Source organism: Paenibacillus sp. 4624, from assembly GCF_050435065.1.
GTDB classification, from domain to species: domain Bacteria; phylum Bacillota; class Bacilli; order Paenibacillales; family Paenibacillaceae; genus Paenibacillus; species Paenibacillus amylolyticus_D.
Genome location: NZ_JBNDJR010000003.1, coordinates 264179 through 280464, shown reverse-complemented (window position 1 = coordinate 280464; position 16286 = coordinate 264179). Strand labels below are relative to the sequence as shown.

The 16286-nt window shown below is 46.9% G+C and carries 11 protein-coding genes; all 11 read right to left on the bottom strand.

Annotated elements, in window-relative coordinates; all coding sequences use genetic code 11:
- Positions 1 to 47 precede the first annotated feature (47 nt).
- Entirely contained in the window at positions 48 to 1334 is a 1287-nt protein-coding gene (hflX, locus tag ABIE27_RS08895) for a GTPase HflX (RefSeq protein WP_429350351.1), read from the bottom strand.
- Positions 1335 to 1445: 111 nt separating this feature from the next.
- Positions 1446 to 2417, bottom strand: coding sequence for an AAA family ATPase (locus ABIE27_RS08890; protein WP_123065757.1), 972 nt, complete (start codon positions 2415 to 2417; stop codon positions 1446 to 1448).
- Positions 2418 to 2530: 113 nt separating this feature from the next.
- Positions 2531 to 3094: a DUF402 domain-containing protein gene (locus tag ABIE27_RS08885; protein ID WP_111273673.1), complete on the bottom strand. Its 564-nt coding sequence runs from the start codon at positions 3092 to 3094 to the stop codon at positions 2531 to 2533.
- A gap of 304 nt (positions 3095 to 3398) precedes the next feature.
- Complete coding sequence (locus ABIE27_RS08880) at positions 3399 to 6077, bottom strand: PBP1A family penicillin-binding protein (protein WP_429350350.1); 2679 nt, start codon at positions 6075 to 6077, stop codon at positions 3399 to 3401.
- 168 nt (positions 6078 to 6245) lie between these two features.
- Positions 6246 to 6488, bottom strand: coding sequence for an RNA chaperone Hfq (gene hfq / locus ABIE27_RS08875; RefSeq protein ID WP_090916826.1), 243 nt, complete (start codon positions 6486 to 6488; stop codon positions 6246 to 6248).
- A 543-nt stretch (positions 6489 to 7031) separates the two neighbouring features.
- Positions 7032 to 7988, bottom strand: coding sequence for a tRNA (adenosine(37)-N6)-dimethylallyltransferase MiaA (gene miaA / locus ABIE27_RS08870; RefSeq protein ID WP_123065759.1), 957 nt, complete (start codon positions 7986 to 7988; stop codon positions 7032 to 7034).
- Positions 7969 to 8754, bottom strand: a complete 786-nt coding sequence (locus ABIE27_RS08865) for a class I SAM-dependent methyltransferase (protein ID WP_429350349.1) — start codon at positions 8752 to 8754, stop codon at positions 7969 to 7971. Before ABIE27_RS08865 ends, miaA begins: the two co-directional genes overlap by 20 nt.
- Before the next feature lie 17 nt (positions 8755 to 8771).
- Entirely contained in the window at positions 8772 to 11153 is a 2382-nt protein-coding gene (gene mutL / locus ABIE27_RS08860; protein WP_429350348.1) for a DNA mismatch repair endonuclease MutL, read from the bottom strand.
- 22 nt (positions 11154 to 11175) lie between these two features.
- Positions 11176 to 14046: a DNA mismatch repair protein MutS gene (gene mutS / locus ABIE27_RS08855; protein ID WP_429350347.1), complete on the bottom strand. Its 2871-nt coding sequence runs from the start codon at positions 14044 to 14046 to the stop codon at positions 11176 to 11178.
- Between the two features lie 201 nt (positions 14047 to 14247).
- On the bottom strand, positions 14248 to 15498 hold the full coding sequence (locus ABIE27_RS08850) for a putative amidoligase domain-containing protein (RefSeq protein ID WP_429350346.1): 1251 nt from the start codon (positions 15496 to 15498) through the stop codon (positions 14248 to 14250).
- 216 nt (positions 15499 to 15714) lie between these two features.
- A complete protein-coding gene (locus ABIE27_RS08845; protein WP_123065763.1) occupies positions 15715 to 16275 on the bottom strand; it encodes an outer spore coat protein CotE in 561 nt (186 codons plus the stop codon).
- Positions 16276 to 16286 lie beyond the last annotated feature (11 nt).

Here is a 16286-nt window from a genome sequence, read left to right as displayed (position 1 = left end):
TTCAATCAATTCTCGTGTCAACTTATCACATTAATATGTCATGAATGTTACAGTTCGATGAAATCTTCGAGTAAGTAGCTATACTTCTCATATTCACCTTTTTGCAGTTCAACTTGGTAAATGACATCATTCTCATCGTATTCGGTCCCGACAACGTCACCGATTTTATAGAGTACAGATGTCAGATCCCCACGTTCTGCCGGGATACGGAAACGCTTCGTATCGCCTGTCAGTTCAGCCTGAATCAATTCACGAACTTTGATCAAGTCTGATTCATCAAGTGCACTTATTTTAATATGTTTTTTATCCAAAGGAAGCATCTGTAGTTGTTCCGGCGTGCAGGCATCTTTTTTGTTATACAGCACAAGCTGAGGTTTGTCCCCTGCACCAAGTTGTTGCAAAATGGCATTAACTGTGCTCATCTGATCGTCACGCATTTCGGATGAAGCGTCTACAACATGCAAAATCAAATCAGCCTCATTCACTTCTTCCAGTGTTGCGCGGAAAGCCGCAACCAGATCGTGAGGTAGATTCTGAATAAAACCTACCGTGTCCGTCAGTACAATTTCTTTCCCACTCGGTAGCTCCATCGTACGTGATGTTGGATCGAGTGTAGCAAAAAGCTGATCCTGAATATATACATCTGCAGCGGTTAACTGCTTCAACAATGTTGATTTACCTGCGTTCGTGTAACCTACTAAAGCGACTTGAATAATCCCTGTTTTTTTACGACGTTCTCTGTGCAGTTTACGATGACGTGTGACTTCTTCGAGATGACGCTTTAGATCATCAATCCGTCCCCGGATATGACGACGATCTGTCTCCAGCTTGCTCTCACCTGGGCCTCTCGTCCCGATCCCGCCACCAAGCCGTGACAGGTTTTTACCATGCCCCGACAAACGCGGTAGCAAGTAGCTGTGCTGCGCAAGCTCTACCTGAATAATGCCTTCTCGTGTACTCGCACGCTGCGCAAAGATATCCAGAATCAGCTGTGTACGGTCAATGATTTTCAGATCCAAAGTCTCTTCCAGATTTCGAACCTGAGCACCAGACAATTCCTGATCAAAAATAGCCGTTGTTGCTCCCAGCTCGTCCGCAACCAAACGAAGTTCCTCCACTTTACCTTTGCCAATAAACCATTTCGTATCCCTTGTTTCCCGGTTCTGGGTTAATACACTGAGAACTTCAACGCCTGCGGTTTCAGCCAGCTTCACAAGTTCCTGTAACGAATACTCATGATTAATGCCTGAACGCTTTACCTCATCGGTAACCAGACTGACCAATATTGCTCGGTCTTTTTTGGTTGTATCTGTATCGTGCGTACCAATTGTCATATATATACCACTCCCCTACTCCGTATAAATACATTAAACCACGAAATCCCCGTGGCATGGTTAAAGCCGAACCGGTTAGCCCGGCCGGCTCTGTTAAAAGGTTATTATCGCTTACTTTCGTTCAAACTTCAAATCCTCTGTACGAATAGTCATCAGCTCCAGCTTACCCGGACTTCCCTCCGAGTACTGCTCCAATAAACGAACAGCCTGATGCCGGATCGATCTCTCAATCGCGTTCCTTACATACCTGGCGTTACTGAATGCGTGCAAGGAATCATTTTTTTCTTGTAAAAGATGCTGCTTTAACTTGAGTATGGTCTGCGGCATCAAAATATAATCACGCTCTTTGGCCATAATCTCAGAGATTTGAATCAACTGATCGATCGTATAGTCTGGAAATTCAACCTGAATCGGAAAGCGCGAAGGTAACCCCGGATTCGTTTGTAGAAAAAAATCAATTTCTTCCGAGTACCCGGCCAAGATCAGAATAAACTGGTTTTTATGATCCTCCATGGATTTTACAAGTGTATCGATGGCTTCCTTGCCAAAATCCTTCTCCCCGCCGCGAGCTAGACTGTACGCCTCATCGATAAACAAAATGCCACCTAGGGCCTTCTTAACTAATTCTCTGGTCTTCTGTGCCGTATGACCAATGTATTCGCCAACAAGGTCAGCGCGTTCTACTTCGATGAGATGCCCCTTATTGAGCACGCCCATCTTCTGAAACATTTTGGCTACGATTCTGGCTACCGTTGTTTTGCCCGTTCCGGGGTTGCCTTTAAAGATCATATGATACACGTGTGCACCACTTAGCAGACCCGCCTCGGAGCGCATCTGCGCAATCTGAAGAAATGCATAAATTTCAAACACCAAATCTTTGATATTTTCGAGTCCCACCAGTTGCTCCAGTTCACCCTGAATCTCCTGAAAATGCGCATGCTTTGTTATACTTTTGGCCGCTTGTACCGAGAGTGCTTCATCTTTAGCGAGTATTTGAGGTTCCTGGTTACGTAATACCACATTAATTTGTCTGGATGGTCTGCCTCCCGGTTGCCCTCCTGCAGCCATGACCCGTCCGTTCATTCGCCATCACCTCTATTTTATCGGGCTGATCTCTCCTGATTATTAATGTATTCTATCAGGTGCCCAGATATTAGAAGGATGTACAAGAAAAGTTCTGGCCAGAAAAATTCGTTTTAGACCTGGATGTTTTTGCGAAACTCACCATTCTCAAACAACGTCTGTCTATGTTTCAGTGATAACTGAAAGTATGGGAACACATGAGCATCAATGGCATGGAGCAGTTCCTTCGCCGTTTTGTTCGCAAGATCATAATCTCCGGTTGTAATATGTTTGCGAGACAAGGCATCCTCAAGCTCATCCTCATCCAGCAAAAAGATCTCTCCGTCCTTAAGCACAACTACGTCCAAGTAGAGATCATCAAACCACGGAACGCCCTGATCGGTAATTCCCTGACTACGGCAAGTGTCGATGTACCATTCTATAATCCGCTGCTGATCATCAAACATCGCTGTAACCACAAAGTGTTCTCCTTTCGGATAATACTGAAGCCAGGAATATCCCTTATCAGCGATACAAAAGGTTGTACCTCCATACGTCTTCCACAAGGGTTCTTTCAAATCCTGTATGGTATACAACGTAATGTAACCTGTAAAAATTTTGGACTGAACGAACCGGCATGTAAATTGTCGGTTCGTAATCCGGCGCCAGTTTGCGCGATCCCCGAATTTCCGTTTCATACGAACCCCTCTTTGCCGACTGCAGATCTACGATCCGCATTTTAGATTGGTGAACATTTATACGTCTGCTAGATAACAAGTACTAAAAATCTGCTCTATACAACGTATTACGAATAGCTACAGCTTACCATATTTAAAGGTTACACTCAAAACTAAGCTTGTTATGTCACTACCAACGGATCACATGATCTTGGATATTGAAGTACACTCTTTCTTTTATATATACAAAATAATAAAAACTGCTTCACCGGCGAACCGGGAAGCAGTTTTGAGCAAACATATATCTTATCATGAAACCCGATTCTTATCCTCCAGAACCGGATTGAGGCGTAGAAGGAACTTCTGTCCCTCCACCGTCTCCACTGGTTCCACTATCTGGTGTAACGACTTGACCCGGTGTACTTACTCCACCATCACTTGAGCCATCACTTCCAGGATCGGTGGTTCCTTGACCTGGCGGAGTCCCGCCACCGTCCGGTTGACCATTGCCAGGACCTGATCCACCATTGTTACCATTGTTGCCATTTCCATTTCCGTTGTTTCCGTTATTTCCGTTATTCCCATTACCATTATTGCCATTCTCGCTTCCATTACCATTGTTACCATTCGGGTTGCCATTATCGACCCCGCCATTGTCCGGATTATCCGTGTCTGGTATTTCAGGATCAGTACCTGTACCAGGATCTGTACCCGGATCTGGTTGCTGCGGATCAATCTCTTGAGCTTCGATCATAAGCGAAATGGTATTGGATGGGCTGGTTTCCTGTGCGGAAGCCGTATCATAAGCCGTTACATAATACTCATAGGTTAGTCCAGGTAGCGCACTTAAATCCTGCGCACTTGTTGAGCCAACAGCGTCGATCAGATGAGTAAATTGCGCTTCCGAAGTCTCCTTCCGATAAACACGATACTGCGTATTCGCGTCGCCCGTTCCAGTCCAGCTAAGGGAAACAGTCTGCGTGGATGGATCATAGGAACCATTTAATCCGCTTACTGATAATGTCGGTTGCTGTGGTTCCTCCACTGGAGGAGGTGCCTGACCGCCGGCTGGCGTTTTGAATTCCTTCACAGGTACACCTTTTAATGCATCTCCCATGACTTTGGCAAAAAACGCTGCAGACAGCTTACTGCTGTTCTTTAGCATATGTTTTGCATCCGGATTGTCATACCCCATCCAGACAGCACCAGTCCACTCAGGGGTGTAGCCAACAAACCATACGTCACGGTTCGAACTGTTGCCAGCGATACCACTTTGCACCGTTCCCGTTTTACCGGCTACTGGCCGATCCAGACGAGCGGAGCGTCCAGTACCGTCATTTACTACGTTTTGCAGCATCTGTGTAAGCTGGTATGCGTTCTGTTCACTCATCACACGTTTGGTATCTGATTTATCATGTTTATAGGTTGTTTTGCCTGAACTATCCTTAATTTCTTTAATGGAGTAAGCTTGTTGATACTCCCCAAGGTTAGCAAACGAGCTGTAAGCTTGAGCCATCTCCAGTGTATTCGTACCTTTACTAAGACCACCCAGAGCAATCGCCAGGTTTTTATCCTGATCGGTCAACTGAATGCCAACACTTTTTGCAAAATTAACTCCGGTATTTACCCCGATCTTATCCAGCAACCAAACAGCAGGGATATTTTCCGACTTCGTAATCGCATCCGTCATACTGATCGTGGAAGAATATCCATGAAGGTTTCCGGGACAATAGTTTCCGAAACACTGCTTCTGATTACTGAGCTGTGAGTTCGCACTGTACTGTCCTGTCTCTAGCGCCGGAGCATAGGATACAATCGGTTTAAAGGCTGAGCCTGGCTGTCTTCGGCTTTGCGTTACACGACTGTAACCTTTCGTTTGGTAATCACGTCCGCCTAATAAGGCAACAAGGCCGCCATTTTCGTGATTCATAATGACCATTGAACCTTGAACCTGTTGATCATCCTTGCTGGCTTCAAACAAACTGTCATCCGAGAAGGCATTCTCCATTGCGGTTTGAGCCTGTGCATCCATCGTTGTATAGATTTTGAAACCGCCGATATTGAGATCATCTTCCGTCATACCCGTTACTTGTTCAGCTTCACGTAAAACGTAGTCAATAAAGGCTTGATATTTTCTGTCTTTCTCTGGACGTTTATAGTTGTAGTTAATTTCTTTCGCTTCATCCATCTCTGCTTTCGTGATATAGCCCTGCTCATACATGAGTTGAAGAACAACACCACGGCGTGCCTTGGAATCATTCGGATTGCTGACTGGATTGTAAGCCGACGGTCCTTTTGGCATAGCTGCCAAAGTCGCAATCTGCCATAATTTTAAATCATTTAAATTAGTGACCCCAAAATAAAACTCCGATGCTGCCTTGATTCCGTAACGCTGATGACCAAAGAAAATCCGGTTCAGGTACATCGTCAAAATTTCGTCTTTGGAAAACTTACGTTCCAGCGCCATCGCAATCGACACTTCGGTTGCTTTACGGAAGAACGTTTTGTCACGCGACAGGAACATATTTTTGGCCAGCTGCTGGGTCAGCGTACTGCCGCCCTCTACCATGGAGCGTGCCATGACATCTTTTACCGCCGCACGGCCAATGGACCAGATATCTACACCTTGATGATCATAAAAGCGTTTATCCTCTGTGGCCACAAAGGCTTCCTTGACCAGTTTAGGAATTTCATCAGATTCCACAGGTTCCAGCTTTTTGATTGACAGCTCGCCCATAATATTATTGTTGCGATCATATACTTTTGACGTTTCATTGATTGTTGTTTTATCCATGTTGGCTGTAAGCAGACGTTCACCACTAATTAAAATAAACAAATATCCGCCTAGCGCACAGAATATGGCGACTGCCATGGTGAAAAACAAAGTCCATCCAACGCGTTTCCCCGTAATTTTTTTCTTTTTAGAGGTCTTAGGTTTCGCTTTTGAGTTTGACTTATTATTGGTGTTGCGATTATTAGACCTCGATAACGGATCGTTTGGCATGTTACCTTCTGACTCCCTTTCAGTTGCATGTTTTCTATTTCTCTGGCGAGCACAAACTTAGATTAAACCTATTTTGCCCGGAATGAAAAGAACAACCCTTATTAGGTTGTTCTGTTTCAATACCTATACTTGTAGACGAAATAGTGTGTGAAAAGGTTTCGGATTTTTTTAAGCTTCGCCGCCGTTATCTTGCTGCATCAGCGATACGCTGCGTTGCGGCGTGAACGTGGAGATGGCATGCTTGTAGACCATTTGCTGGCGTCCGTCGCTGTCAATGACGATCGTAAAATTGTCAAATGCCTTGATCGTCCCGCGGATTTGGAAGCCATTGGTCAGATAGACCGTAGCCGGAATATTTTCTTTCCGCAGTTGGTTCAAGAACGTATCTTGGATGTTGATGGACTTGTTCATTAGCCGTACCCCCATTGGTTCATTTGAATTCGTAATGTAAGTATGATTCAATATCGCTGAGTAGCTTTCGTGCTATTATATCATGAACAGTTTCATATAATCCACAAAAACCCCTTGTCCCCTTTTTCGCATCCCCATGAGTAGAGAATTTAGAATTAGCAGACTTATCCATTATACACTGCCTTACAGATTTGCAAAAGAGGAACAAATTTCACGTAATAACCGTATAACAAGGCTCCACTTAACATTTTTTTCGCTTTATACCATGTCAATTAACATTACATAACTAGTAAATGGTTCCAGCGAGGAACGACCATTTACTCTATGAGAACGTTATGCTACAGCCTGAATAACAGACCAACTCCTCTTAATTTCGTTCGAAAAAACTCAAATTCCCGAAGAATGATCACTTAAATTTTATCCTGAAATCAGCGATTTGAATCATATTGAGAGAACCCTTTTTTTCATATCGGGTAGCAAACTTAATCAAAAATAAAAAACCTCCAGCTTTTCATTGAAAAGTAGAGGTTTCGTCTATCAAAATTAATTCAATGTACGTGTAATCAATTCACTTACTTGCTTATAATGGCCTTCAAAATTTTCGGTGTCCGTCATGTCCACCCACTGAATATCTTTCATATGACGGAACCAGGACAACTGACGTTTAGCAAAGCGACGTGTATCCCTCTTAAGCCACTCCACTGCAGCTTCCCAGCTAACTTCGCCTTGCAGATACGCGGCAATTTCCTTGTAACCCAAGCCCTGCATGGAAATATGACCTCGCGCAACTCCGCGTTCCAGCAAGGCTTTTACCTCGTCAACCAATCCTTGTTTGATCATCAGGTCGATTCGCTCTTCGACTCTTGCATATAACTTCTGGCGATCCATCGTCAAACCGATAATGAGCAGATCGTACGGAGACTCTTTTTTCTGAACAGCGAGCTGCTCCGACCATTTCTCTCCTGTAAGATGGAAGATTTCAAGCGCGCGTACAATTCTCCGTTGGTCATTCGGATGAAGACGATCCGCACTGGCTGGATCAACCTCCCTGAGCCGGTCATGAAGAGCCTGTGCCCCATGTTGCTGAGCATAACTGAACTGCTCTTCCCTGAATGCTTCATCTGAACCACTGTCTGAAAATTGAAAGCCATAACAGACCGATTCCACGTACAAACCCGTGCCGCCAACAATAAAAGGTAGTTTACCCCGTTCATGGATTTCAGGAATCAATCGTGTGCAACTTTCCTGAAACTCAGCTACGGAATAAGGATATTCCGGCTCATGAATGTCAATCAGATGGTGAGGAATGCCCTTCATTTCTTCCGTCGTTATTTTCGCCGTTCCGATATCCATCTCGCGATAAACCTGCATGGAATCTCCCGAAATGACTTCACAGTTAAAAGCCTGTGCCAGTTCAATGCTCAATCTTGTTTTGCCTACAGCTGTGGGCCCAACCAACACCAGCAGCTTCGGTTTTGTTTTAACTTCCGCTCTCAACATTAATCACTCCGTACAAGGTTTTTGCATTCGCCCGATCCAGCACCTGGAATCCAAGTCGGTCAAACTCTGTGCTACCGCGTTTTTCTTTCATGACCACTCGCTTGCGGGCGACTCTCTTCGCCTCTATAATGCTCTCTTCCGCTAATGCATGAGCATTCGCATAGTTCCGTAAAGGCTTGATTGCACTCGAATCCATCATCGGTTCACGAAACATCGGATCAAAATAAACCGTATCACAGCTATGGTCAGGCAATGAACGAAGCAATTCCAGATGATCGTGATTTCGGAGTTCAATGCGCCGAAACGCCTCGTCTATGGAAGGCTCATTGCTTTCATAATGAGACATGCCATCAAGTAAAAGTGTATAGAGCGGTTCAGAACTTTCACAGGCAATCACGCTCCCTTGAACACCTGTCGCCACCGCAAAAACGAGTGAATCCGAGCCGAGCCCCGCGGTACAATCCACAACCGTATCTCCTTTGCGTACAGCACCTGCTTCCAGCATCGGATCAGGTTCTCCCCGTAACACACGTTTGGCACGTACGAATCCCATACTAGGGTGAAATTCAAGCTCGGATGCATCTTTCCGGAACAAGCGTGCCCTCCCTTTCAGCACCACCAGAATCTCCTGAACCCCGTATTGCTCAAGTAATTTGGGCAGAGATGTTCTGTTGCGTGCTACATAGGTGCCTCCAGTCGTAGCGGCCAATTGGCGCGCACGCTCTACCAGAGAAGGCGCCTCCTTGTCACCCGTCGTTATATACATAATATCCCCCTATAAAACTACATCACTCGTTTAAATAATTTTTCCAGATCATATGTTGAAAAAGAAATCACAATCGGCCGCCCGTGCGGACACGTGTATGGTTGCCGGCATGAGCCCAGACGCTGAATCAACACTTCCGCTTCCCGTTCGGTAAGCTTTTGATTCGCTTTGATGGAAGCTTTGCAGGAACACATAATCGAAGCGGCTTCACGCATCTTAGCCACATCAATGCTTCGCTCACTGAGAACCCATTCCGACATTTCCTCGATAATGTCTTTTTCGTCCCCTTTGGGGAACCAGTAGGGATGAGAACGTACACGAAAAGTTTGTCCACCAAAATGCTCCAGATATACCCCCGCTTGTTCAAACCAGGCGAGCCTTGCTTTTAGCTTTTCGGTCTCCGAAGGTGTGAATTCAAGGGTAATTGGCAACAACAATTCCTGTGAGGCCTGAGCCGGATTGCCAAACTTCTCGTAATAGTACTCGTAATTGACCCGTTCATGCGCCGCATGCTGGTCGATCAGATATAACCCTTCATCGTTTTGTGCAATCAAGTACGTTCCGTGATGCTGACCAATCAGACTAAGTTCAGGGAACGCAGGCATAGAAGGATCTGCGTGCATTGCAGCCGACAGTTTGGCTGGATCAGGTATCGATGTTTTTTTCCAGCTGCGTTCTCCTTTTTGACCTGCCGAAATGTACGGCGTACGGCTTTCCCTTACTGGAGCGCTGTAGGATGGTGCATGATACGCTTCGGTTTGACTCTCGTTAGCCGCTCGGGTTCCAGTTGTGCTCGTGGCAGCTACTTCGCCAGCACTTTCACCCGCATTGTTCCGAGAATGTTGGCCTGGATTCTCACGTTGATTTTCAGTTTTACAGGTATCCGAAGGTACGGGAGAGCCCACACCTCGATCCTCACCCATGATCTCCTGCAAATGATCATTCTTTTGATCAAAATGAGCTCCATTCAACAGATCAAGCGATCCATACGCTGGAGTAGATTCTGGTGGTGCATCAGGCAAAGGAGCCGTTTGCGATAAAGCGGAAGAATTCTGCTGTAATGCTTCTGACCCATTACCTGCGCCTGCTTCTGTACGTACTCCTGTTCCTGTTTCAATCTCCGCTGGTGCATCCAGATCGGAATGATCCTCTTCTACAATCGTAGATGGCGAGAGAGATGATCGCACAGAAGATGAAGGCAGCGTTTTGGAAGAATGCGTTTCTTGGGTGTCCTTCACATCTTTACCGTCTCTACTATCTTTCAGTTCTTTACCAAGCGGGCCGTGTTGACCATATCCTTCACTTACATCCTGCTCTTTCACAGGTCCACGAGGGAACAGAAATTGTTCCTGTATAAATGAACTGTCATCTCCACGTCTAATCTGCTGTTTCCGTACTTGTGGAATCAATACCTCTTGCCTTAAAATCCCACGCAGCGTGGTTTCCACAAACTCGTAAAGCTCCGCCTCTTTGCTAAAACGAACCTCGAGCTTCGCCGGGTGAACGTTCACATCTACGAGTGAAGGGTGCATTTCCAACTGCAACACCACGAGCGGAAAACGATTAATAGGCAACAACGTATGATAGGCTTTCAGAATTGCCTGATTTAACCCATAATTGCGAATATATCGTCCATTCACAATCGTTGACATCCCCGCACGGTTGGCACGTGTCCATTCCGGTAAACTAATCAGACCACTGATTTTGTAATCCAGATTTTCGCCCTGAATGGGAAGCATCGCTTTGGCCGCACTTGTACCATAGATTGCCGCAACGACTTGTAACAGATCACCATTACCCAGCGTTTGTAGCAACGTGTTTTCATTGTGACGAAGAGTGAACGAAATATGGGGATGCGACATCGCCATCCGATATAACACATCTGAGATGTGTCCCAGCTCCGTTTGAATCGTTTTCATATACTTTAATCGTGCAGGCGTATTGTAAAACAACTCCTTCACCACAAACTCTGTCCCCTGTGGTGATGTAGCGTCCTCGTGCGCACAGAGCCTACCGCCTTCAATCACGATTCGTCGTCCTCGCCCGTCGTCTCCACTAGCGGTCAGCACCTCCACTTTGGAGACGGCTGCAATACTTGGCAACGCCTCCCCACGGAACCCGAGACTTGTGATCTGAAACAGATCACGTCCGTGGGTTATTTTACTAGTCGCATGGCGGTAGAAAGCCGTCTCCAAATCATCCGGCTCTATGCCTGAGCCGTTATCCTTTACCCGGATGCGAAGCAGACCACCTTCCTCCACCGCCACTTCAATCTTTGAGGCCCCCGCATCCACTGCATTCTCCAGCAGTTCCTTTACGACTGATGCAGGCCGTTCAACCACCTCACCCGCCGCAATCTGGTTGGCAATATGTTCATCAAGCACATGAATTTTCGCCACAGGTTCTCCTCCTCCCGGTTAATCAGGATAATTGCTGTGCCTTTAATTTAAGTTCATTCAAAATTTGCATCGCCTGCAAAGGTGTCATATTCATCACATCAATATCTCTCATATGACGAATCAGTGCACGTGCAGGTTTATCTTCCACCATAACTGTTTTTGTAGGTTGCACAGTTGCTGGCTCCTCGTCGTCGAAGATGGACAGTTGCATAACCTCCTGCTGTCCCTGACTGGACCGATTCCCCTTACTGGGCTTGGCACTGCTACCATTAACGAACTCTGTCGTCTTCCCTTGAGATGACACATGTTCTACTCCTGTCGCCGTTTCTGTTACTGCAACAAATTCGCTTGTGTTTCGCTCAAGAATAAGAGGGTTTTCCCTAGTAACAGATGATTCCAAACGACTTGCCGCCTGAGGCTCCGACTGATGCTGATCCTCTGACTGCTGTCTCGTTGGTGGTTTGTTCTCACTCGTAAACTCACTGCCAACCGCCACCTGTGATGCCGCTTGTTCGAAGCCATGCAGCAGTCCATTGGCACGCTCAATGATGCTGTCAGGCAGACCCGCAAGCCGTGCACAATAGATGCCATAACTGCTGCTTGCCGCCCCCGCAATCAACTTGCGAAGGAAGTTCACTTTGTCTCCGCTCTCCTGAACAGCCATCGAGTAGTTTGCTAGCTTGTCCAGGCTTTCCTCCAGATGAGCTAACTCATGGAAATGTGTGGATACCAGCGCTTTACAGCCGATCACGTCATGCACGTATTCAATGACCGATTGTGCAATGGCCATACCTTCACTGGTAGAAGTCCCTCGGCCCAACTCATCGATAATGATTAGACTGCGCGGCGTTGCTTTTTCAGTCATCACCTGAATATCGGCCATCTCCACCATAAACGTACTCTGACCGCCGATCAGATCATCAGCAGCACCGATTCGTGTGAAGATACGATCCATGATCGGAACTTCCGCTTGACCCGCAGGTACAAAACAACCAATCTGCGCCAGAATCGAGATGAGTGCCACTTGTCTCATGTACGTACTTTTACCAGCCATATTTGGTCCGGTAATCAGAAGAATACGCGCCTCTTCCTCAGTCATCGCAGTATGGTTGGCAATAAAAGCCCCATCACGCATGACGGCCTCCACGACTGGATGCCGTCCTTGCTCGACGACCAGATTATATCCATCCGTCAGCACAGGACGCACAAAATTACGTTCTGCACTAATAACTGCAAACGATTGATATACATCAATCTCAGCAACCTGCTCAGCAAGCTTCTGCAACCGAGCAATCTCCTGGTTCAAACGATCACGTAGCTCTGCAAATAGGCTGTACTCAATATCGACCATTTTATCCTGGGCTTCAAGGATAAGTGTCTCCTTCTCTTTCAGTTCAGGTGTAATATATCGTTCAGCGTTCGCAAGGGTTTGTTTGCGCTCATACCGTCCTTCGGGAAGTGAAGCCAGATTCGATTTGGTAATTTCAATATAATAACCGAACACTTTGTTGTACCCGATTTTTAGCGAGCGAATGCCCGTAGCTTCACGTTCTCTGGCCTCCAGCTCGGCAATCCACTGTTTACCATTTACCGAAGCTTCCCGAAGCTCATCCAGCCTTGCATGATATCCTTCGCGGATCAAGCCCCCATCTTTAACCGACACGGGTGGTTCGTCCACGATAGCCTGTCCAATCGCGTCACGCAAATCAGCGCAATCATCCATCATTTCAGCGATATGCTGGAGTGTTGCAGACGAAGATGCCGCGCAGTGGTGGCGCAGACTCGGAATTTTGTCCAGTGACGATTTGAGTGCATTCAGGTCACGACCATTCGCATTCCCAAAAGCAATTCGTCCCACCAGACGTTCCAGGTCATAGATGTCTTTCAGCTCAGCTCGCAGATCCTCACGCAGAATAAACTGGTTATACAAGGTATCTACTGCTTCCAGTCGTTCATTGATCTTTCCTTTTTGTAAAAGAGGTTTGTCCACCCATCGCCGCATCATGCGGGCGCCCATGGACGTCTCCGTGCGATCCAGCAACCACAGCAGAGAGCCTTTCTTGGAACGTTCTCGCACCGTTTCTACAAGCTCCAGATTACGGCGTGTAAACGGGTCAAGAATCATATAATGATCCGGCTCATACGTAGTGATTTGTGTCAATTGCCCAAGCGAGCGCTTCTGCGTTTCACTTAAATAAGAAAATAGACGTGCTACACATGCTTGACGCTCCGGCTCCAGCCTTGCCCACACCGACTCGCCGAACTGCTGACGTACGAGATCTTCCTTGCTTTTAGTCCATGCGGTATAAACCACCGGACGTCCAATCGGAGATGACTCGGATTCTACGAGCTCCAGCAAAGCTCCATCTCCCACAAGCTCAGACGGCTCATAGATGCCAATTTCGTCTTTAAGCCACTCCTTGGAATAAGGAACTGATGTAACGTACAGTTCACCTGTAGACAGGTCACAGGCAGCAAGAGCGAGCGTGTTTTGGTTACCGGTTAGACATACCATATAGTTGTTGGACTTGTCTCCCAGCGTCTTGCCTTCCATCACCGTTCCGGGTGTGACTACACGAACAATCTCGCGGCGTACCATGCCTTTGGTTACGGTCGGATCCTCCATCTGCTCGCAGATAGCTACTTTATACCCTTTCTCAATCAGACGCTGTATGTAATTTTCAGCCGAATGATAGGGCACGCCGCACATCGGAATTTTGTCATCTGTTCCCCCGTTGCGTGCTGTTAACGTGATCTCCAGTTCCCTTGCAGCATTAATTGCATCATCAAAGAACATTTCATAGAAATCACCTAGTCTGAAAAAAAGAAATGCATCTTGTGCTTCGGCTTTCACTTGCAAATATTGTTGAATCATTGGCGTGTACTGTGCCATGATATCGATCCACCATCCGTTCCTATGATGTCAGGAAGAAATGTCCCTGGAAGGCAATAAGGCGGTCAGGCACCAAGATCGCACCTCCGCCTTATGTTCGGGCTATCCGCCTGTTCCTTCAAGGGCATACTGCTTCATATCTTCCGTATCCTAACGTATTAAAAGTCCTATATTTCATTATAGCAAAAAAATGCCGCTTCTTCATGAGCCTGCCCGAATATTCCAAAGTTTACGGATATCCCGGCTCTCGTCCCAGGTATGCCCTCGTTTGAATTGCCTCATGAGGGGCGCCGCATATCGTTCATATCGAGTGTATCCAGGCAACTGTCTCAGATCGTCCATCAGTGAAGGGATGTATGCCATCATGGCATCTCGCTTTCCTTCATAAAATGCGGAATGGACCGCCGTCTCTGCTAGAGGACGCTGTTTTAACTGATCGTAGTCGAATGCAATCAGACCTGCAAGAGCAACAACCCCTTTAGCAACAACCGGAGAAACAAGAAAACTCGGCAGTGTCCGATATTCAAATCCACCATAGGATTTCAGGCGAAAATCACCTAACGTTCCGTACCTTGGTCTTCTTCCTGATCCGCGTGGATCTTGCAACACTGCCAGTGGCAGCGCCAAATAATTATCTAGTGCACGCAGTAATCCCCCGGTTAGTTGCACGCCACTAAAATGAATATGACCGCCCAGCGGCAATCCTCGTTGCGGCATTCCACCTGCCTGCCAGATCAAAGAGGAGTCACTGATACTGCGTGAGGCAGCCGCGAACGCTCGCAACAGATGCGACAACAACTCACGAGGCTCTGTACTCGGAGCTGGACGAAGCTCGGCAACAGGGTACACCCGTCTGCCACCGATCGTTACTGAATCACAGCCTGCGATACCTGTACGTTCGAGAAAACGAGAGGCAGGTACGATTTTGGACTCGGGCATTTGTACCAGTAGAAATTCCGGGTCCATTCCGAGCACAGGAACCCGGTTCTCCTGCCGTTCCTGGTTCAATAATGTCTGATGTTGCTGCCAGCTATGCCTATAAAGCAGGGCAAGATCTGTTACACCTTTCCACGGGTCGGGATTAACAGAAATGACTGCACACCCGCCATTACCCGAAGCTTCCAAACGGACAGTCCCATGATCTAATCCCAATGTATACAAGGTCTTGATCGCAAGCCGTTCTACCCGTTTATAAACAGATGATGCCGCTTCACGATCCAGTTCGCTTTCCTGTCTCGCTCCCATTCCGCTAGTGTCTCTGCGTATGATCCGAATGGCCTGAAGACAGCTGATATGCACAACATACCGTACACGCAGCCCCGCTTCCCGCTTACGTTGCTCACTCGTGGACAGCACTTCGATCCCTGCTTGCTTTAACCGAGTTATGCGTTCGCCAGCGCTCAGACGTGTATATGCTCGAACGCCCTTTTCGGCTTCTTCCATGACGTCCATTCCGTCCCTCCTTCCGCCACGTTCTTGCTTATCAAAAAAAAGACTCCGCAGCCGCGGAGCCTTCCCGTTAAACACTTCAGGCACATGATCAGGCTCGTCACAACCCATTTTTTGTACTTTATGAAAGAAAGAGGGCTTACGCCCTCTTCACCGCACCTTATCGTGCATATGATACCTTAGGTTATGAACATCACTTTCGCTTTACGGATGAGCGGTTTACAACTCGTCATCCAGCAGGTCTGGATCGAGATCATCATAGTCTCCATCCGCGCTGCCATAGTCATAATCCTTGTCTTCGTAATCACCGCAGCCATCTGTGCACACCTTGACACAAACTTTAGTTTCAGCCACAAGCTCTACAGCGAATTCCCGCTCAACCCGGATAATTACGCTGCCGCCGCCCGCGGACACTGTGGCTTCCACACAGCTAGGCTCCTGCGTTGCATCCGCAGATACCTCTACTGTGGAAGTCCGGTGTTTCGGGTCCAAATAGGATAAAGGCACGTGTTCTACATACGATACCGTTTCTTTAGCTACATCTGTCTGCGAATTTTTGTCGTAGGAATACCAAATGTTGATATCGTAAGTACCAATAACTTCAATCCCGTCCCCCGCTGATACGGCTTCATACTGGTGGTTGATAATCCAAGCCCCCAAAATACTGGTCGGACCATTTGGCGGAGTCACGGTATGTGTTACGGTAGAGAACTTACGACCTTTGCCGCAGATCGCCTTCGTGATAATCTCTCTACATTGATGTTTATGACTCAATGACATCTTTAAACCTC